The 19,082-nt window shown below is 70.7% G+C and carries 14 protein-coding genes; 11 read left to right on the forward strand and 3 right to left on the reverse strand.

Features of this window, described 5'->3' with window-relative positions:
* The first annotated feature begins 13 nt into the window (after nt 1–13).
* On the forward strand, nt 14–1,558 hold the full coding sequence (locus ACIOHP_RS25930; RefSeq protein ID WP_401891344.1) for an alpha-L-fucosidase: 1,545 nt from the start codon (nt 14–16) through the stop codon (nt 1,556–1,558).
* A 57-nt stretch (nt 1,559–1,615) separates the two neighbouring features.
* Here the strand turns inward: ACIOHP_RS25930 and ACIOHP_RS25935 are convergent, their stop codons facing one another.
* Together ACIOHP_RS25935 and ACIOHP_RS25940 are read right to left on the reverse strand one after the other, a co-directional pair.
* A complete protein-coding gene (locus tag ACIOHP_RS25935; RefSeq protein WP_401891346.1) occupies nt 1,616–2,647 on the reverse strand; it encodes an alpha/beta hydrolase family protein in 1,032 nt (343 codons plus the stop codon).
* 150 nt (nt 2,648–2,797) lie between these two features.
* Entirely contained in the window at nt 2,798–3,808 is a 1,011-nt protein-coding gene (locus ACIOHP_RS25940; protein ID WP_401891495.1) for a LacI family DNA-binding transcriptional regulator, read from the reverse strand.
* Nucleotides 3,809–4,052: 244 nt separating this feature from the next.
* On the opposite strand from ACIOHP_RS25940, the gene ACIOHP_RS25945 reads away from it, so the two are divergent.
* From ACIOHP_RS25945 to ACIOHP_RS25975, 7 genes are read left to right on the forward strand one after another with little or no spacing between them, the layout of a single operon-like run.
* Nucleotides 4,053–5,342: an ABC transporter substrate-binding protein gene (locus ACIOHP_RS25945; protein ID WP_401891348.1), complete on the forward strand. Its 1,290-nt coding sequence runs from the start codon at nt 4,053–4,055 to the stop codon at nt 5,340–5,342.
* Nucleotides 5,343–5,348: 6 nt separating this feature from the next.
* Nucleotides 5,349–6,266, forward strand: a complete 918-nt coding sequence (locus tag ACIOHP_RS25950; RefSeq protein ID WP_361555738.1) for a sugar ABC transporter permease — start codon at nt 5,349–5,351, stop codon at nt 6,264–6,266.
* The gene (locus ACIOHP_RS25955) at nt 6,263–7,159 is read left to right on the forward strand and encodes a carbohydrate ABC transporter permease (RefSeq protein WP_361555735.1); all 897 of its coding nucleotides are present in this window, start codon (nt 6,263–6,265) and stop codon (nt 7,157–7,159) included. The genes ACIOHP_RS25950 and ACIOHP_RS25955 overlap by 4 nt, the downstream gene beginning before the upstream one ends.
* Nucleotides 7,160–7,196: 37 nt before the next feature.
* Nucleotides 7,197–8,444 (forward strand): glycosyl hydrolase, encoded by a 1,248-nt coding sequence (locus ACIOHP_RS25960; protein WP_401891350.1) that lies wholly within the window; start codon nt 7,197–7,199, stop codon nt 8,442–8,444.
* Nucleotides 8,441–10,426 carry an endo-beta-N-acetylglucosaminidase gene (locus ACIOHP_RS25965; RefSeq protein WP_401891352.1) on the forward strand — a complete coding sequence of 662 codons (1,986 nt, stop codon included), beginning with the start codon at nt 8,441–8,443 and terminating at the stop codon, nt 10,424–10,426. The genes ACIOHP_RS25960 and ACIOHP_RS25965 overlap by 4 nt, the downstream gene beginning before the upstream one ends.
* A gap of 30 nt (nt 10,427–10,456) precedes the next feature.
* Nucleotides 10,457–13,480 carry an alpha-mannosidase gene (locus ACIOHP_RS25970; protein WP_401891353.1) on the forward strand — a complete coding sequence of 1,008 codons (3,024 nt, stop codon included), beginning with the start codon at nt 10,457–10,459 and terminating at the stop codon, nt 13,478–13,480.
* Nucleotides 13,477–14,616, forward strand: a complete 1,140-nt coding sequence (locus ACIOHP_RS25975; protein WP_401891354.1) for a winged helix DNA-binding domain-containing protein — start codon at nt 13,477–13,479, stop codon at nt 14,614–14,616. The genes ACIOHP_RS25970 and ACIOHP_RS25975 overlap by 4 nt, the downstream gene beginning before the upstream one ends.
* On the opposite strand, the gene ACIOHP_RS25980 is transcribed toward ACIOHP_RS25975, so the two are convergent.
* Nucleotides 14,613–15,317, reverse strand: coding sequence for a FadR/GntR family transcriptional regulator (locus tag ACIOHP_RS25980; RefSeq protein WP_361555720.1), 705 nt, complete (start codon nt 15,315–15,317; stop codon nt 14,613–14,615). The genes ACIOHP_RS25975 and ACIOHP_RS25980 overlap by 4 nt on opposite strands.
* A gap of 163 nt (nt 15,318–15,480) precedes the next feature.
* Between ACIOHP_RS25980 and ACIOHP_RS25985 the strand changes: the two genes are divergently transcribed.
* The 3 genes from ACIOHP_RS25985 to ACIOHP_RS25995 are packed head-to-tail and all read left to right on the forward strand — an operon-like array spanning nt 15,481 to nt 19,077.
* Entirely contained in the window at nt 15,481–16,557 is a 1,077-nt protein-coding gene (locus ACIOHP_RS25985; protein WP_401891356.1) for a sugar ABC transporter substrate-binding protein, read from the forward strand.
* A complete protein-coding gene (locus ACIOHP_RS25990; protein WP_401891357.1) occupies nt 16,554–18,056 on the forward strand; it encodes a sugar ABC transporter ATP-binding protein in 1,503 nt (500 codons plus the stop codon). The genes ACIOHP_RS25985 and ACIOHP_RS25990 overlap by 4 nt, the downstream gene beginning before the upstream one ends.
* Nucleotides 18,049–19,077 (forward strand): ABC transporter permease, encoded by a 1,029-nt coding sequence (locus ACIOHP_RS25995; protein ID WP_401891359.1) that lies wholly within the window; start codon nt 18,049–18,051, stop codon nt 19,075–19,077. The genes ACIOHP_RS25990 and ACIOHP_RS25995 overlap by 8 nt, the downstream gene beginning before the upstream one ends.
* The last annotated feature ends 5 nt before the right edge of the window (nt 19,078–19,082 follow it).

Here is a 19,082-nt window from a genome sequence, read left to right on the forward strand (position 1 = left end):
GAGCCCCGCCGCCATGACCGTCTCCAGACGCACCTTCGTCGCCGGCTCGGTCTCCGCGTTCCTCGCGACCGGCCTCACCCCGACATCCGCCGCCGGAGCCCCCCTTCCGGCCGAACCCGCCTACCGCATCCCCGTCGGCCCCGACGACACGGCCGAGGACCTGGTGCGCAAGGCGTCCCAAGTCCGGCCCACCCCACGGCAGATCGCCTGGCAGGCCCTGGAGCGCACCGCGTTCCTGCACTTCGGCGTCAACACCTTCACCGGCCTGGAATGGGGGACGGGCGACGAGGACCCGGACGTCTTCCAGCCCGCCGGGCTGGACACCGACCAGTGGGCCAGGGCCCTGCGCGACGGCGGCTTCAAGCTGGCCATCCTCACCGTCAAGCACCACGACGGCTTCGTCCTCTACCCCTCCCGCTACACCGACCACTCGGTGGCATCGAGCAGTTGGCGCGAGGGCCGGGGCGATGTGCTGCGCTCCTTCGCCGACTCCATGCGGCGGTACGGCATCAAGGTCGGCGTCTACATCTCGCCCGCCGACGAGAACCAGTACCTGGACGGCGTCTACGCCAACGGCAGCGCCCGCTCCACGCGCACCATCCCCACCCCCGTCGAGGGGGACGACCGCACCCCCGCGCAGACGTACACGCTGGACGCCACCGACTACGGCGCCCACATGCTCAACCAGCTCTACGAAGTCCTCACCGAATACGGCCCGGTCGACGAGGTGTGGTTCGACGGCGCCCAGGGCCGCATCCCGCCGGACAAGGTGGAGAGCTACGACTGGGACAGCTGGTACACCCTGGTGCGGGCGCTCGCGCCGGACGCGGCGATCGCCGTCACCGGCCCCGACCTGCGCTGGGTCGGCAACGAGAGCGGGCTGGCGCGCGAGGACGAGTGGAGCGTCGTGCCGGTCAAGGAGAACCAGTACGGGCGCACCGACTGGGCCCTGTCCTACGACACCGCCGACCAGGGCAGCCGCGCCGCGCTGGTGCGGGCGCGGCCCACCACCGACTACCTCCAGTGGTGGCCCGCGGAGTGCGATGTGTCCATCCGGGACGGCTGGTTCTATCACGCCGATCAACACCCCAAGAGCGTGGACCAGTTGACGGACATCTACTTCGGGTCCGTCGGGCGTAACTCGGTGCTCCTGCTCAACATCCCGCCGGACACCGACGGGTTGCTGCCCGCCGCGGACGTGACCCGGCTGCGTGAGTTCCGGGAGCGCATCGACCGGGAGCTGCCCGAGGACCTGGCGCGCGGCGCCCGTACGACCGTCGCACCCGGTCTGGTGACCGTCGACCTCGGCACCGCCCGCGAGGTGGACCGGTTCCGGCTGGCCGAGGACATCGCGCACGGTCAGCAGGTCGAGAGCTTCGTGGTGGAGGCACTGCGCGACGGAACCTGGACGGAGGTGACCCGGGCCGGGACGGTCGGCGCGAGCCGGATCCTGCTGCTGCCGGCTCCGGTGCGGGCCCGGCGGTGGCGGGTGCGGGTCACCGGGTCCCGGAGCGCCGTACGGATAGCGCAGTTCGCCATGTACAGGTCGCGGCGCTGAGGGTACTCGGGCAGGGCGGTCACCAGGGCGTCGGCGATCTGGTGACCGCCCGCCGGGTCACCGCAGATGCCGGGAGAAGAAGTCCATGGTGGCGTCCATGGACGCCGTCCACCGCGGAAAGAAGGTGTGGCCCTCGCCCTGGTACTTGCGGAGCTCGACGCGTTTGCCGGCCGCGCTCAGGGCGGCGGCCATCTGCTCCGACCAGACGATCGGGCAGGTGTCGTCCGCGGTGCCGTGGTGGATCAGCAGCGGCTCGGTCACCCGGTCCACATAGGTGCGGGGCGAGACCTCCCGCCAGAACACCGGATTGTCCTCGGGTGTGCCGTACTTGGCGTCGATCTCGGCGACGAGCGGGTCGCCGTCCGAGCGCTGGAAGTGGTCGATGTTCTCGTCCGGGCGGGAGCTGACCGGCGCGAAGGCGACCGCCGCGTCGAACAGGCCCGGTGCCACGACAAGGGTGTTGTAGACGACGCCTCCGCCCATCGAGCGGCCGAGCAGCCCGAGCCGGTCGCCGTCGATCTCCGGGCGTCCCGAGTCGCGCAGCGCCAGCGCGGCGCCGATGACGTCCTCGGTGTAGCCGAGCCGCAGGTTGATGTCACTGTCGGGGTCGTCGTCCGAGGCCGCGTGATTGCGGTAGTCGGTGTGCAGGACGACGTAGCCGTTGCGGGCCAGGAGGTCCTGCTCCCGGGCGAGCCCCCGGCCGGTCGTGTAGACGGCGGGGTCGATGTAGCCGTGCGCCAGCACCAGTGCCGGGAAGGGGCCCTTGCCGCGGGGGATGTTCATGAGCCCGGAGATCGTCAGACCGTTCGACTCGTACGTCACCCGGTAACCGGTGTAGGCGTCCGTGCGCGCCAGGACGGTGCCCAGGCGGAGACCGGAGCCCCGGTGCTTCTTCTCCATGAGGGCGGGCAGGGAGACCGGGTCGACGGGCTTCCTGCTGGGGGAGGGCGCGGGCGTGGTCGTGGGGGGCTGGGCCGAGGCGGAGGTCTTCCTCGGTGTCGGCGCAGCCTCGTCGTCGCCCCCGGTGCAGCCGATCGCGACGACCAGCGTCAGCCCGGCGGCGGCACAGGCCGTTCCCCGTATCCGCATGCGTCCCATTGTCTCCCGGAGGGGCGCGGAAGGGAGGGGCCCGTTTCAGGCGGCCCGGGCCGCGCCGCGCGAGCGCGAGAAGTGGATCGGCCACTGGGCTTGTCAGCCACCGAGTGGATCGGCCACTCGGCCTGTCAGCCACCTTGTGTCTCAGACTCTCCGCGCCGGCCCCGTACTGTCCCGCTCGATCAGCCGCGGCACCGGCACCCGTACGGTCCGCGCGGGCCCCCCGTCCAGCAGCGCGGTCAGCTCCCGGGCCGCCGTACGGCCGAACTCCACACTGTCCCGGGACAGCGCGGACAGCCACGGCTTGACCATGCGGCACAGCGCCGAGTCCTCCCAGGACACCACCGACACGTCCGCCGGCACGCGGCGGCCGAGCCCGGTCGCGGCGGCGGCACCGGCGACGGCCATCACGTCGTTGTCGTAGATCAGCGCGGTCGGCGGATCGTCGGCCTCCAGGACCCGGCGGGTGACGGCCGCGCCCTGCGCGTCCGAGTAGTCGGTGGTCACCGACTCGACCCCGGTCAGCCCACGCCGCTCGGCCTCGGCGCGCAGCGTCCGCATCCGGCGCTCGGTGTGGGCGAGCCCCGGCAGCCCCGCGATGTGCACGATCCGGCGGTGGCCGAGGGCGTAGAGGCCGTCCACCACCGAGGCCATCGCACCCGCGTCGTCCGCCCACACCGTCGACAGCCCGGGGTGCCGCTCGTCCGGCGCGCCGCCGATCACCACGGCGGGCAGGCCCAGTTCGTCGAGGAGGTCCGGGCGCGGGTCGGCGGTGCGCGGGTCGACCACCAGCACCCCGTCCACCCGGTGCTCGGCCCACCAGCGCCGGTACACCGCGCACTCGTCGTCGACGTCCTCCACCACCTGGAAGAGGAGGCCGAGGTGGCGTTCCGCCAGCACTTCCTGGATGCCGGAGACGAGTTGGAGGAAGAAGGAGTCCACACCCAGGGTGTCCGCGGGGCGGGCGAGCACGAAGCCGACCGTGGCCGCGCCCTCGCCGGACAGTGCCCGGGCCGCGGTGCTGGGCCGCCAGCCGAGCTCCTCGGCCACCTGGCGCACCCGCTCGCGGGTGTCGTCCGAGACTCCGGACCGGCCGTTCAGCGCGAAGGAGACGGCGCTCTGGGAGACCCCGGCGTGTCGCGCGATGTCCTTCATCGTCGGCCGACGCGCGGGCGAGCGCTTGCCTGACACGGTGTTTCCCCATTCCTGCGGTGGATTTCCGGCCAGTATGCACTAATGCGGTTCAGCGAGGTCAAGCTAATGCGGTTCAGCTGGATGATCCTAATGCGTATTAGTAACTAAAGAAATTAGCTCGTCCGGCTCCATTGACGGGCCTGGGGACCGGCGTGCAAGGTCTCCGTCGTTGGCCAACCCCGCTGCACAAGGAGGCCGTTCCGCCGTGCCCGTTTCCCGCAGAGCCCTCGTCGCCGCCGCCGTCTGTCTCGTCCTGCCGCTGAGCGCCTGCGGCTCGGGGAGCGACGACGGCTCCTCGACCGACGCCTCCGGCAAGGTCGAGGGCGACATCACCTTCCAGACCTGGAACCTCAGGGCCAATTTCAAGGACTACTTCGAGGGAGTCATCGCCGACTTCGAGAAGGAGTACCCCGGCACCGAGGTGAAGTGGATCGACCAGCCCGCCGAGGGATACGCCGACAAGATCAGCGCCGACGCCGCCGGCGGCACCCTGCCCGACGTCGTCAACATCTCCCCGGACCTCGTGGCCCCGCTCGCCAAGGCCGGCCTGGCACTCGACCTGGACAAGGCCGCCGCGAAGTACCGGAAGGAGTATCTGGAGGGGGCCTGGGCCAGCCATCAGATACCTGGGATGACCGGCACGTACGCCTTCCCCTGGTACCTCAACACCGGGCCGCTCTTCTACAACAAGGCCCTGTTCAAGGACGCGGGCCTCGACCCCGACCAGCCGCCGAAGACGTACGACGAACTCTTCACCGACGCCCTGGAGCTGGCCGACAAGACCGACGGGAAGGTCGCCACCCTCGCCAACGTGCCCACCGTCGAGGACTTCGGCCGCTTCGGCGTCGAGCTCATGAACAAGGAGGGCACCGCCTTCGCCTTCAACGACGCGAAGGGCGTCGAACTGCTCACCAAGTACAAGGAGTTGTACGACGCGAAGGCCCTCGACCCGCAGGCGCTGACCGCCACCCCCGAGTCCTCCGGCAAGAAGTTCCTCACCGGGGCCGTCGCCATGAACCCCGGCAGCGCACTCGACCTCGGCAACTTCAAGAAGCAGGCGCCCAACCTGTACAAGAACATCGGCATCACCGACCAGATCACCAGCACCGGCCACGTCAACATGTACGTGATGGGGGTGATGGTCAACGCGCAGAGCAAGAAGAAGCCCGCCGCGGTCGCCTTCGCGCACTACGTCACCGACGCCGCCCACCAGATGTCCTTCGCCAAGCAGGTCGCCATCTTCCCGAGCACCGCCGGCTCGCTCGACGACCCGTACTTCACCAGGGAGGACGGCACCGACGAGACACGCGTGCGGATCGCCGCCGCCAAGTCGCTGAAGAACGCCGTCAATTACACACCGGTGCTGTTCAGCGAGCAGATGAAGACGGCGCTGCGCAACGAGGTCGCCAAGGCGCTGCAGGGCAAGGAGAGCCCGAAGGAAGCCCTCGACAACGCTGTCAAGGCCTGCGACACACTGCTCCAGCAGCAGGGATAGCGCACGATGGCATCCACCCTGTCCCGGGTGCGCGAGGTCCGCGAGATGAGGCGCGTGCGGCGCCAACTGCCGACCAGCCCCTGGCTGTTCGCCGCACCCGGCCTGCTGGTCATCGGCGCGTTCATCCTGTACCCGTTCGTGTCGACGCTGGTCAACGCCTTCACCGACCGCCGCACCCTCATTCCCGGCAAGTTCGTCGGACTGGCCAACTTCCGTGAGCTGCTCCACGACGACATGTTCTGGATCGGACTGCGCAACAGCACGCTGTACGTCCTCGGGGTCGTCCCCGCGCTCGTGATCCTGCCCCTGCTGCTCGCGCTGCTCGTACAGAAGAACATCCCCGGCATCACCTTCTTCCGGTCCGCGTTCTACACCCCGGTCGTCGCGTCGATCGTCGTGGTCGGACTGATCTGGGTGTGGCTGCTCGACGAGCGCGGTCTGGTGAACTCCCTGCTGGAGACCATCGGCGTCGGCCGGATCGGCTTCCTCAGCGACCAGTGGCTGCTCCTGCTGAGTGCCATGGCCGTCACGGTCTGGAAGGGCCTCGGCTACTACATGATCATTTACCTGGCGGCGCTGGCGAACGTGCCGCGCGAACTCCACGAGGCCGCCTCCGTGGACGGCGCGGGAGCCGTGCGGCGCTTCCTCTCGGTCACGGTGCCGGCCGTCCGGTCGACCATGGTGCTGGTCGGGGCGCTGTCGTCGGTGGCCGCCTTCAAGGTGTTCTCCGAGGTCTATCTCATGGCGGGGCCGAGCGGCGGTCCGGCCGGCGAGGACACGACGCTCGTCATGCTCGTCCAGCGCACCGGTACGGGTCTGACCGGCCGGGTCGGTTACGCCTCCGCCATCTCGGTCGTCGTCTTCGTCGTCACCGTCGCGCTGATGCTGCTCGTGCTGCGCGCGGACCGGAGGGACGAGTCATGAGCGTCATCGAGAAGGTCCGTCCCGCTCCCGCGGCGAGCGAACCCCGCGTCACCGACGAGCACGGCCGTCGCGTACGGGTGGGGGAACTCGCCCTGCGGTACGTGCTGCTGCTCGGCGTGCTCGCCCTGACCGTCGGCCCGTTCCTCTGGCAGCTGTCGACCTCGCTGAAGGGTCCCACCGAGGACATCTACAGTTCCCCGCCGACGTTCCTCCCGGAACACGCGACCCTGCACAACTACGAACGGGTCGCCGACACCATCCCCGTGTGGGACTACGCGTGGAATTCGCTGAAGGTCGCCACCGCCAACGTGGTCGCCAACTGCGTCGGTTCGGCTCTCGCCGGCTACGCCCTGGCCCGGCTGCGCTACCGAGGCCGCCGCGCCGCCACCCTGGCCTTCATCCTGGCGATGCTCGTGCCCGTGGAGGGCATCATCATCGCCCAGTTCACCACCATGCGGGAGCTCGGTCTCAACAACACCCTGATCGGTGTGGTCCTGCCGGGCTGCATCGGCGCGATGAACGTCCTGCTGATGCGCAACGCGTTCCTCAATCTGCCGTACGAGATAGAGGAGGCGGCCTACGTCGACGGCGCCAACGTCTGGCAGCGGTTCCTGCGCATCGCCGTGCCGTCGGTGAAGGGCACCCTCGCGGTCGTCGCGATCTTCGCCTTCATGGGCGCCTGGGACGACTTCCTGTGGCCGCTCATCGTGCTGAGCGACCCGTCCAAGTTCACGCTCACCATCGGCCTCAACTATCTGCACGGCACCTTCGCCAACGACGAACGCCTCGTCGCCGCGGGCACCGTCATCGCCGTGGCACCGCTGATCGCCCTCTTCGCCTGCCTCCAGCGGTACTTCTTCCGCGGGGTCGGCGAGGGCGCGGTCAAGGGCTGAACAGGCTGTCTTCGCCACCGAGTTCAAGGACTACCGCATGCCTGCTGCCGTGCGCTTCGGCGTCAACTACACCCCCAGCGAAGGGTGGTTCCACCACTGGCTCGACTTCGACCTCGACTCCGTCCGCGCCGACCTCGACTCGATCGCCGCGCTGGGTCTGGACCACATCCGGGTCTTCCCGCTGTGGCCGTACTTCCAGCCCAACCGCACCCTGATCCGCGAACGGGCCGTCGCGGATCTCGTGCGGCTGGCCGACGCCGCCGCCGAACGGGGACTCGACGTCAACGTGGACGGTCTGCAAGGGCACTTGAGCAGCTTCGACTTCCTGCCGGCCTGGACCCGGACCTGGCACCGGCGCAACCTCTTCACCGATCCGGAGGTCGTCGAGGGCCAGGCGGCCTACCTGCGCACGCTCGCCGCGGCACTGGCCGACCGGCCCAACTTCATCGGCATGACCCTGGGCAACGAGGTCAACCAGTTCTCGGCGGGCCCCCATCCGGACCCGGACCGCGCCACCTCCGACGAGATCGACGCCTGGCTCGCGCGACTGCTGGCCGCCTGTGAGGAAGGGGCGCCGGGCAGGCTGCACCTGCACGCCGAGTACGACGCGACCTGGTACCAGGACGACCAGCCGTTCACCCCGGCGCAGGCCGCCCGCCTGGGCGCCGTCACGGCCGTGCACTCCTGGGTCTTCAACGGCACCGCCCAGCGCCACGGCCGTACCTCCGTGCCGACCGAGCACCACGCCGCGTACCTCGTCGAGCTCAGCAAGGCGTGGGCCGACGAGCCGCACCGCCCCGTCTGGCTCCAGGAGGTCGGCGCACCCGCGCCCCTGATCCCGCCCGAGCACGCCGCCGCCTTCACCGAGGCGACCGTCGCGCACGCCCTGGACTGCCCCGACCTGTGGGGCATCACCTGGTGGTGCTCGCACGACGTGTCGCGGGACCTCGCCGACTTCCCCGCGCTCGAATACGGACTCGGCGTACTGACCAACGACCGCCGCCCCAAGGACATCGCCCGGGTGCTGGCCAAGGCGGCCGGCGAGCACAGATCGGCCCCGGCACCCCGCACCGCGGCACTGGTCGTCCCCGCCCACCCGTCGCGACGGTCGCTGTGCGCACCCGGCGGCCCCGTGTACGACGCCTTCTTCCGGCTCGTTGCCGACGGCGCCCGACCCACCACCGTCCTCGACACGCGCACCGAGGACAGCGATCACCTCACCGCGCGCGGCATCACGGAAGTCGTCACGTCCGACCAGGTACTCCTTGGAGGCACCCGCTCGTGAACCCCACCCGACGCACCGTCCTGCTGGCAGGAGCCGGCGCCGCTGCCGCCCTGTTCCCGGCGCCGCCCGCCGCGGCGGCACCGAAGGCGGCCGCCGCGCTCCAGCCGTACGCCTCCTACTGGTACCCCGACTCGCTCCCCTCGGGCACCCCGGGCACCGGCATCACCTGGCGCAGCCTCAAGGCCTGGCGAGCCGCCGACGACACCGACCTCGCCTTCAACGCGGCGTCCGTGCCGCTCGCCGCCCGCTTCACCCCGCCCCCGCCGAACCCGACGGCCCGCTCCGGGCAGGCCCGCATCCAGTCCCTGGTCTCCTTCGGGCCGACGTCGAGCAACCCCTCGCAGGGCGCGGCGACGGCGGACTACTACGCGTTCGGGCACTGGGCGTACATCGATGAACTGGTCTTCTGGGGAGGTTCCTCGGGCGAGGGACTGATCCTGGCACCGAACGCCCCGGTCGTGGACGCCGCCCACCGGCACGGCGTGCCCGTCCTCGGCAACGTCTTCCTGCCGCCGGCCGCGTACGGCGGTCAGCTCCAGTGGACGCGTGATCTGGTGCAGAAGGACTCCGCCGGGCGGTATCCGCTCGCCGCGCAACTCGTCGCCGTCGCCGCCGCGTACGGCTTCGACGGGTGGTTCGTCAACGCCGAGACCGGCGGCGGGGACAGCGCTCTCGGCGCGGCCATGCTGGGATTCCTGCGGGAGTTGAAGTCCCTGGCGGCGGCCCGCGGGCAGCGGGTGACCTGGTACGACTCGATGACCGTGAACGGGTCGGTGAGTTGGCAGGGCGCGCTGAACAGCCGTAACCAGGCCTTCTTCGAGGCCGCCGACGACATGTTCGTGGACTTCCGCTGGACGCCGGACAGTCTCAAGTCGTCGGGACTGCTGGTCCAGCAACTCGGCCGCAGCCGGTACGAGTTGTGGGCGGGCGTCGACGTGGAGGCGAACGGCTGGAACACCTCCGAGAACTGGGACGCGATCGTGCCCGCCGACCGGGCGCACATCGCCTCGATCGGTCTGTACCGGCCCGAGTGGACCCGCAACCACCTGCCCGCGACGCGCACACCGGAGGACTTCCACGCGGCCGACGACCGTTTCTGGTCCGGCCGTTCACTCGACCCGTCACGGCCCGACGCCACCGACACCTGGCGGGCGCCCGCCGTGTCCGTCGCCGACCGTTCGACGGTGACGTCCGTTCCGTTCGCGAGCGTGTTCAACACCGGGCACGGGCTGCGATGGTACGAGGAGGGCGCGGTCACATCGGACGCGCCCTGGAACCACCTCGGCCTCCAGGACCGGCTGCCGTCACGGCGGTGGGTGGTCCGGACGGAAGGGCAGCGGCCGGCTGTCGGCTTCGACTTCGCGGACGCGTGGCGTGGCGGGAGCAGTGTGCTGGTGGAGGGCGAACTGGACGCGCCGGCCGAGCTGGACGTCTATGCGACACGCCTGCCGGTCACCGGCGACACGGTGGTCGAGCTGACGCACCGGACCGACGCGGGCGCCGTGAAGGTCGAACTGGCGGTGGCGACCGCCGGGTCGAGTGCGTACACCTATTTCCCCGTGAACGCGGCCGGGACCTGGCAGACCTCGACCGTACGGCTCTCGGGCCTGACCGGGACCGTCCGGGGGCTCGGGGTGCGGCTCACCGCGACCGACGGGCCCGTGAAGTGGCGGCTGGGCGGTCTCGCGGTCCGGGACGCGGTCAGCGCGCCCGGCGCCCCGGCCGGCTTCCGTGTCACCGCCGCTTCCGGAGGTGATCTGCGCCTCGCCTGGAATCCCGCCCCCGGCGACATACGCCACTGCACCCTGCACCGCGTCCTCCCCGACGGCACCCGGCGCTTCCTCGGCGCCACCTGCCAGCGGGCGTACTTCCTCAGCGGGCTCCGACCGGAACAGGGCGAGCGCGCGGCGCGGTTCGAACTGCGTGCCGTGGGGGAGCTGTACACGTCGTCGGCGCCCGTGACCCTGACCCACACCTGGTAACCATCCCCCCTCAGCCTTGGAGCACCCCGCATGCATGACGACCGCACCCTGGTCGAGGCCCGTCTCAAGCGCGTCCTCGACGAGCGCATCCGCCCCGCCGTGTACCCCGACTCCGTGCCGCTGGAAGTGGCGGTGTGGCATGCCCCCGGCGAGCCGGTGCCGGTTGCCGAGGGGCTGGCCGGTGAGCCCGAGCCGATCGAGGTCGGGGCGCGCTGGGGTGCTCCGTGGGGGACCAGCTGGTTCCGGGTCACCGGGACCGTTCCCGAGGCGTGGGCCGGCAAGACCGTGGAGGCCCTGCTCGACCTCGGGTTCGACGAGAACATGCCCGGCTTCCAGTGCGAGGGCCTCGTCTACCGGCCGGACGGCACGCCGGTGAAGGGCCTCAACCCGCGCAATCAGTGGGTGCGGATCGGCGCGCCCGTCGAGGGCGGCGAGGAGGTGCGGCTGCACGTCGAGGCCGCCTCCAACCCCGTCATCCTCGACTACCACCCGTTCCTGCCCACGCAGTTGGGCGACAAGGAGACGGCGGGCAGCGAGCCCCAGTACACGCTCACCCGCATGGACCTGGCCGTCTTCGACGAGGCGGTGTGGCAGCTCGTCCTCGACCTGGAGGTGCTCGGCGAGCTGATGCACGAGCTGCCCATGGACTCCGCACGCCGCTGGGAGATCGTGCGGGCGCTGGAGAAGGCGCTGGACGCGATCGACCTCCAGGACGTCAACGGCACCGCCGCGCAGGCGCGGGTACGCCTGGAGACGGTGCTGTCGGAACCCGCCGTGCCCTCCGCCCACCGCATCAGCGCCGTCGGCCATGCCCACATCGACTCGGCGTGGCTGTGGCCGCTGCGGGAGACGGTACGGAAGGTGGCCCGTACGACCTCCAACATGACGGCTCTTCTGGAGGACGAGCCGGAGTTCGTCTTCGCCATGTCCCAGGCCCAGCAGTGGGCCTGGGTGAAGGAGTACCGGCCCGAGGTGTGGGCGCGGGTGAAGAAGGCGGTGGCGGACGGGCGGTTCGTGCCGGCGGGCGGCATGTGGGTGGAGTCGGACACCAACATGCCGGGATCGGAGGCGATGGCACGTCAGTTCGTGCACGGCAAGCGGTTCTTCCTCGACGAGTTCGGCGTCGAGAACGACGAGGCGTGGCTGCCGGACACCTTCGGCTTCGCCGCCGGACTCCCGCAGATCATCAAGGCCGCGGGTTCCAAGTGGCTGCTGACGCAGAAGATCTCCTGGTCGCAGACGAACAAGTTCCCGCACCACACCTTCCGCTGGGAGGGCATCGACGGCACCCGCATCTTCACGCACTTCCCGCCCGTCGACACCTACAACTGCTCCATGAAGGGCAGCGAGATCGCCCACGCGGCCCGCAACTTCAAGGACAAGGGGGTCGCCCGGCACTCCCTCGCCCCGACCGGCTGGGGCGACGGAGGCGGCGGCACGACCCGCGAGATGGTCGCCAAGGCGGCCCGACTGCGCGACCTGGAGGGCTCGGCGACCGTGGTCTGGGAGACCCCGGCGGAGTTCTTCGAGAAGGCCGAGTCCGAATACCCCGACGCCCCCGTCTGGGTCGGCGAGCTCTACCTCGAACTCCACCGCGCCACCCTCACCAGCCAGGCGAAGACCAAGCAGGGCAACCGACGCAGCGAACACCTCCTGCGCGAGGCGGAACTGTGGGCGGCGACGGCCGCCGTGCGCGCCGGACTCCCTTACCCGTACGAGGAGTTGGACCGGATCTGGAAGACGGTGCTGCTCCACCAGTTCCACGACATCCTGCCGGGGTCGTCCATCGCCTGGGTGCACCGCGAGGCGCGGCGGACCTACGAACGGATCGCCGGGGAACTGACCGCGATCATCGAGGCGGCCCAACGCGCCCTGGCCGGAGAAGGCGTGCGGGAGCTGGTGTTCAACTCGGCACCGCACACCCGCGACGGCGTCCCCGCGGGCGGCGCGAGCACCCCCGCCGCCGAGGGCCGCACCCACCTCACCCCGCGCCCCTCGGGCGGCTTCGTCCTGGACAACGGTCTGCTGCGGATCGAGATCGACGCCCGGGGCCTCGTCGTCTCCGCGTACGACATCGAGGCGGACCGCGAGACCATCGCCCCGGGCGCCGCGGCCAACCTCCTCCAACTCCACCCGGACTTCCCGAACATGTGGGACGCGTGGGACGTCGACGAGTTCTACCGCAACACGGTGACGGACCTGACCGACGCGGACGAGATCGCCCCCGAAGGCGAAGGCGTGCGGATCGTACGGTCCTTCGGCTCGTCCCGCGTCACCCAGGTGCTGTCACTCGCGCCCGGGCAGCGGAGTCTGCTGCTGGACACCGAGGTGGACTGGCACGAGACGGAGAAGTTCCTGAAGCTGGCCTTCCCCCTGGACGTGCACGCCGAACGCTATGCCTCGGAGACGCAGTTCGGACACTTCCACCGCCCCACGCACACCAACACCAGCTGGGAGGCGGCCAAGTTCGAGGCCTGCAACCACCGCTTCGTCCACCTGGAGGAACCGGGCTGGGGCGTCGCCCTCACCAACGACTCGACGTACGGCCACGACGTGACCCGCACGGTCCGCACCGAGGGCGACAGGGGTACGACGACCACAGTCCGCGTCTCCCTGCTGCGCGCCCCCCGCTTCCCCGACCCCGAGACCGACCAGGGTGTCCACCGCTTCCGGCATGCGCTGATTCCCGGGGCGTCCATCGGGGACGCGGTGCGTGAGGGGTGGCGGATCAACCTGCCGGAACGGCGGATGGCCGGCGCGGGAGAGGTGCGGCCGCTGGTGACGGTCGACCGGGACGCGGTCGTGATCACGGCGGTGAAGCTGGCCGACGACGGCAGCGGTGACGTCGTGGTGCGGCTGCACGAGGCGCACGGGGGCCGGGCCAGGGCGACGCTCACGGCGGACTTCGAGGTCGCGGAGGTCGCGGCCACGGATCTGCTGGAGCGGCCGCCGGCCGACGGCGCGGTGGAGCGTGACGGCAACCGGGTGGCGCTGCGACTGCGCCCGTTCGAACTGGTGACGCTCCGGTTCGGGAGGGCACAATCCGGGACGTGACGATCACCGCGCGGGAACTCAACCGGGCCACACTCGCCCGTCAGCTGCTGTTGCGCCGGGAGCCGTCGGGGGTCGCCGAAGCGGTCCGGCGACTCCTGGCGCTCCAGGCGCAACAGCCGGCATCGCCGTATCTCGCGCTGTGGAACCGGATCGACGGCTTCGCACCGGCCGACCTGGACGCCGCCTTCGCCGACCGCACGCTCGTCAAGGCGACCCTGCTCCGGATCACCCTGCACGCCGTCCACCGCGACGACTACCGGATGGTCCGGGAGGCGATGCGGCCGACGCTGTACGCCTCCCGGTTCGGCCACCGCTTCGCCGCCGCCGGGCTCACACCGGCGGACGCGGCCGAACTGGAGCCGGGGCTCCTGGAGTTCGCCGGGCAGCCCCGGTCGAACGGGGACATGACGGCGTGGCTCGCGGAACGGGTGGGCGCGGAGAAGAAGGACGGGGCGTGGTGGGGGCTGCGGTCGTACGCGCCGCTGGTGCATGTGCCGACGGGCGGGCCGTGGTCCTTCGCGTACGCGCCGGCGTACGTCGCGGCGGCCGAGGGACGCTTCACCGGCGAACCGGCGCCGCAGGAGCAGGCGTTGCAGGCCCTCACCCTGCGGTACCTGGAAGCGTTCGGGCCCGCCTCGATCGCGGACGTGGCGCAGTTCGCCACGGTGCGGAGGGCGCGGGTCCGGACGGCGCTGCGCGCGCTGGGCGAGGCGGTGGAGGAACTGGAGGGGCCGGAGGGGACGAAGGTGTACGACGTCCCCGGCGGCCCGCGTCCCCCCGCCGACACCCCGGCCCCGCCCCGCCTGATGGCGATGTGGGACAGCACCCTGCTCGCCCATCACGACCGCGGCCGTGTGATCCCGCCCGACTACCGCCGCCTGGTGACCCGCACCAACGGCGACGTACTGCCGACACTGCTGGTCGACGGATACGTGGCCGGGGTGTGGCGGCCGGTCGAGGGCGGCATCGAGGCGACGGCCTTCCACGACCTGCCGCGTCAGGCTTGGGAGGGCCTGGCCGAGGAGGCCCGTTCGCTCGGCGCGCTACTGGCCGACCGGGAGCCGAACGTCTACAGCCGCTACGGCCACTGGTGGAGCAAGCTGCCAGAGGCGCAGGTACGCACGCTCCCCGTCTAGGTCCCGAGCTGGCTCTTGAGCCACTGTTCCACTTCCCCCACATGCGCGGCCGCCGCGGCCCGTGCCGCCTCCGGATCATGGGCCAGCAGCGCCCGGTGGATCGCGGCATGCTCGCGCCGCGTCCGCTCGAAGGCCCCCTCTTCCTGGTAGCCCCGCCAGACCCGGGCGCGGAACGTCCTCGAGGACAGGCCGTCCAGGATCGCGGCCATGGTCTCGTTGCCCGCGGCCGCCGCGATCTCGCGGTGGAAGGCGATGTCGTGGGCGAGGATCTCCTCGGGGTCCTCCGTGGCGTTCATCGCCGTCAGGTGCTTCTCCACCTCAGCCAGCTGGTCCGGTGTGATCCGCGCCGCCGCCAGGGCCGTCGCCGTCGACTCCAGGATGCGGCGCACCTCGAGGAGCTCCACCAGCCGCGGTCCCCGGGACAGATCGGCGACCACACCGAACGTCTCCAGCAGATCCCCGGCCTCCAGCTGGGTGACGTAGATGCCCGATCCGTGCCGTGCCTCCAGCACCCCCATCACCGTGAGCGCGCGGATCGCCTCGCGCATCGAGCTGCGGGAGATGCCGAGCTGGACCGCGAGATCCCGCTCGGTGGGCAGCCGCTGCCCCGGCTCCAGGCGGCCCTCGCCGATCATCGCCTTGATCCGGTCGATGGCGCGCTGGGTCACGGTGCCCTTCTGCGGGGCCGTCTCGTCGTCCACGCCATTCCTCCACTCACCAGGTGGCGGAAGTCTAGCCACGGATGTGGTCGGACCACTATGGCCCAAACTCCGGAAAATTCGCCGCCTGAGGCTGTTCCTCCGGCCGAGTGGTCTGATAAGTATGCGGTCATCTGCTCGAACACGCTCAACGAGGAGCCGTCAGATGCCGTGCAGGACAGTGCGAAAGCGGAACAGTTCCCGGATGGTCGGCGCGGTGGCAGCGGCCGCGGTCGCCTCGCTCGTGCTCGGCGCGTGCGGGAGCACCAAGGACAGCGCCGGCTCGGCCGACGGCGGGAAAGGGGACGGCACCGGCAAGGTCGGGGTGATCCTGCCCCTGCTCACCTCGCCGTTCTGGCAGTCGTACAACGACTACGTCCCGAAGATGGCGAAGTCCGAGGAGGTGGACGCGCTGAAGACCGTCAACTCCAACAGCGACCCCTCACAGCAGATCACCGACATCAACAACCAGCTCAACCAGGGCGTCGAAGGCCTGGTCGTCGCCCCGCTGGACAGCGCCGCCATCGAGGCCGGCCTCGACCAGGCAGAACGCAAGGGCGTCCCCGTGGTCGCCGTCGACGTCGCGCCCGACAAGGGCAAGGTCGCCATGGTCGTCCGCGCGAACAACGTCGCCTACGGCGAGAAGGCCTGCGACTACCTCGGCAAGCAGATCCCCTCCGGCAAAGTCGTGCAGATCATGGGCGACCTCGCCTCGGTCAACGGCCGGGACCGCTCGGAGGCGTTCCGCGCCTGTGTGAAGGAGAAGTTCCCCAAGCTGAAGGTGCTGGAGATCCCCGCCAAGTGGGAGTCCGACACCGCGGCCTCCAAGCTGGACACCCTCCTCAACGCCAACCCCGACATCAAGGGCATCTACATGCAGGCCGGCGGCGTCTACCTCGCGCCGACCCTGCAGACCCTGAAGTCGAAGGGGATGCTCAAGAAGGCCGGCCAGGCGGGCCACATCACGATCGTCTCCAACGACGGCATCCCGCAGGAGTACGACGCCATCCGCAAGGGCCAGATCGACGCCACCGTCTCCCAGCCCGCCGACCTGTACGCCAAGTACGGCATGTACTACATCAAGGCGGCGATGCAGGGGAAGACGTTCCGGCCCGGCCCGACGGACCACGACTCCACCATCGTCAAGCTGCCCAGCGGCATCCTCGAGGACCAGCTGCCCGCCCCCCTGGTCACCAAGGAGAACGTCGACGACCCCGAGCTGTGGGGCAACACGGTCGGATGAGCAGCCAGGCCATCACCCCCCTCGTCGAGGCCCGCGGCATCGTCAAGCGCTACGGCCCCACCACCGCGCTCGCCGACGGCAGGCTCACCGTCCTGCCCGGCGAGTCCCACGCCCTCGTCGGCCGCAACGGCGCCGGCAAGTCGACCCTGGTCACCGTGCTCACCGGCCTCCAGGCGCCCGACGAGGGCGAGGTCCGCTTCGACGGCGAGCCCGCACCCGGGCTCGCCGACCGGGACGCCTGGCGCCGCAGGGTCGCCTGCGTCTACCAGAAGCCGACCGTCGTCCCCGAACTCACCGTCGCCGAGAACCTGTTCATCAACCGGCAGCCCCTCAAGGGCCGTTTCATCAGCTGGCGCCGCCTCAGGGAGGAGGCCGCGACGCTCCTGGACACCTGGGACGTGCACGTCGACCCGGAGGCGCGCACCGCCGACCTCAAGGTCGAGGACCGCCAAATGGTCGAGATCGCACGGGCGTTGAGCTTCGGGGCGCGCTTCATCGTCCTCGACGAGCCGACCGCCCAGCTCGACAACCGGGAGATCGAGCGGCTCTTCGCCCGGATGCGGGCCCTCCAGGAGAACGGCGTCACGTTCCTCTTCATCTCCCACCATCTCCAGGAGGTCTACGAGGTCTGCCAGACCGTCACCGTCCTGCGGGACGCCCGCTGGATCACCACGGCCCCCGTGGCCGACATGCCCCGCGCGGCCCTCGTCGAGGCCATGGCCGGAGAGACCATCGCCGAGCAGACCGTGGCGGTGCGGGACGTGGACGGCACCGCGCCCGTCGTCCTGGAGGCGCGCGGCCTCACCTCGGACGCCTACCAGGACGTCGACCTGACCGTCCGGCGCGGCGAGGTCGTCGGGCTCGCCGGCATCAGCGGCAGTGGCAAGACCGAGCTCGCCGAATCGTTCACGGGACTGCACAAGCCCACCGGCGGCACAGCCCGACTCGACGGCGAGCGGCTGCCGTTCGGGGACGTGCGCGGATCCCTGGAAGCCGGCGTCGGCTGCGTCCCGCGCGACCGGCACGGCCAGGGCCTGGTGTTCGGCATGACCGTCGGCGACAACGCCACCATGACGGTCCTCGACCGGCTCGGCCGCTTCGGCTTCGTCGGCAGCGACCGCAAGCGCGGCTTCGCCACCGAGCTGATCGAGCGTCTCGACATCCACACCGAGGGCCCCGACCAGCCGGTGTCCGACCTCTCCGGCGGCAACGCGCAGAAGGTCGTCATGGCCCGCGCCCTGGCCTCCGACCCCCGCCTGCTGGTGCTCATCAACCCCACCGCGGGCGTCGACGTGAAGTCCAAGGAATCCCTGCTGGCCCGCGTGGACACCGCCCGCGAGGACGGCACCGCGGTCCTCGTCGTCTCCGACGAACTCGACGACCTGCGCCGCTGCGACCGCGTCCTCGTCCTCTTCCACGGCCGCGTGGTCGCCGAGCACCCGGCGGGCTGGCGCGACCACGAGCTGATCGCCTCCATAGAAGGAGTGGACCATGGCTGACCTCAAGGCGGCCCGGCCGCTCGCGCCCGCACGAGCCCCGGCCACCCGGTCGGCCCGTACGGTCCTGCTGCGCCGCGCCCGTGAACTGGCCCTCGTGCCCGCCCTGTTGGTGCTCATGGTGCTGGGCACGATCGTCAACGACTCGTTCCTCACCGAACGCAACCTGATCTCGATCCTCGGCGCCTCCGCCGCGCTCGCGATGGTCGTGCTGGCCGAGTCGCTGGTGCTGATCACCGGCAAGTTCGACCTGTCCCTGGAGTCCGTCGTCGGAATCGCACCCGCCGTGGGCGCGCTGCTGGTGCTGCCGGCCGCCCAGTCCGGCTGGGGGACCGAACTCCCGCCCGCACTCGCCCTGTTCGCGGTCCTCCTGGTGGGCGCCGCCGTCGGCGCCTTCAACGGCATCCTCGTCGTCAAGTTCAAGCTCAACGCGTTCATCGTGACGCTCGCGATGCTGATCGTGCTGCGCGGACTGCTGGTCGGCGCGACCAAGGGCAAGACGCTGTTCGGGATGCCCGACAGCTTCTACTCCCTGGCGACCACCACCTTCCTGACCGTCCCGATGTCGGTGTGGGTCGCGGCGATCGCCTTCGCGGTCGCCGGACTCGTCCTGAAGTACCACCGCATCGGCCGCGCCCTGTACGCCATCGGCGGCAACGCCGACGCGGCCCGCGCCGCCGGTATCCGCGTCGAACGGGTGATGCTCGGCGTGTTCGTGGTCGCGGGGACGCTGGCCGCGGTCGGCGGGATCATGCAGACCGGGTACGTGGGCGCGATCAGCGCCAACCAGGGCAACAACATGATCTTCACCGTGTTCGCGGCCGCGGTGATCGGCGGCATCAGCCTCGACGGCGGCAAGGGCACCATGTTCGGCGCCCTGACCGGCGTACTCCTCCTCGGCGTCGTCCAGAACCTGCTCACCCTCGCCCAGGTGCCGTCCTTCTGGATCCAGGCCATCTACGGCGGAATCATCCTGCTCGCCCTGATCATCGCCCGGGTGACGACCGGCCGCGCCCAGGACTGACCCGC

This window comes from Streptomyces sp. NPDC087859, assembly GCF_044742595.1.
Classification (GTDB): Bacteria; Actinomycetota; Actinomycetes; order Streptomycetales; family Streptomycetaceae; genus Streptomyces; species Streptomyces canus_F.